This window comes from Avibacterium volantium (assembly GCF_049366555.1).
Taxonomy (GTDB): domain Bacteria; phylum Pseudomonadota; class Gammaproteobacteria; order Enterobacterales; family Pasteurellaceae; genus Avibacterium; species Avibacterium volantium_A.
The window spans coordinates 1-332 of the sequence record NZ_JBMMGT010000082.1 but is presented as its reverse complement, the minus strand read 5'-3'; the positions used below and the strand labels follow the sequence as shown (position 1 = coordinate 332).

The following is a 332-nucleotide window of genomic DNA, read 5'->3' as shown; positions in this document are numbered from 1 at the left end:
AATGCGCAAACCACTACATTGGTGATCGACACGGTTGCAGGTGATGATAATCAACTGAGCCTAGAAGAAGCGAAAGGCGACAATGTGCCTGTAGCAGGTCACGTTGAAGGCGAATTTAAAGACGGCGACAAAGTGGTTGTGACGGTTAACGACAAGCCATACGAAACCACTGTGAATGATGAAGGTAAATTCACTGTTGATGTGCCTGTAAGCGAGTTGCAACAAGACGCTGATAAGAAAGTGGAAGCGAAAATCACCGCGACAGATGAAGCGGGTAATAAAGGTGAAGTGTCTGCGGAGCCGAAAGATTACACGGTTGAAACGGATACTAC

1 protein-coding gene is annotated in these 332 nt (G+C 46.7%); it reads left to right on the top strand.

Annotation, left to right across the window (positions count from 1 at the left end; all coding sequences use genetic code 11):
* The coding region (locus ACLS0A_RS11085; protein ID WP_416083515.1) for an Ig-like domain-containing protein at positions 1-332 on the top strand (332 nt) is incomplete at both ends.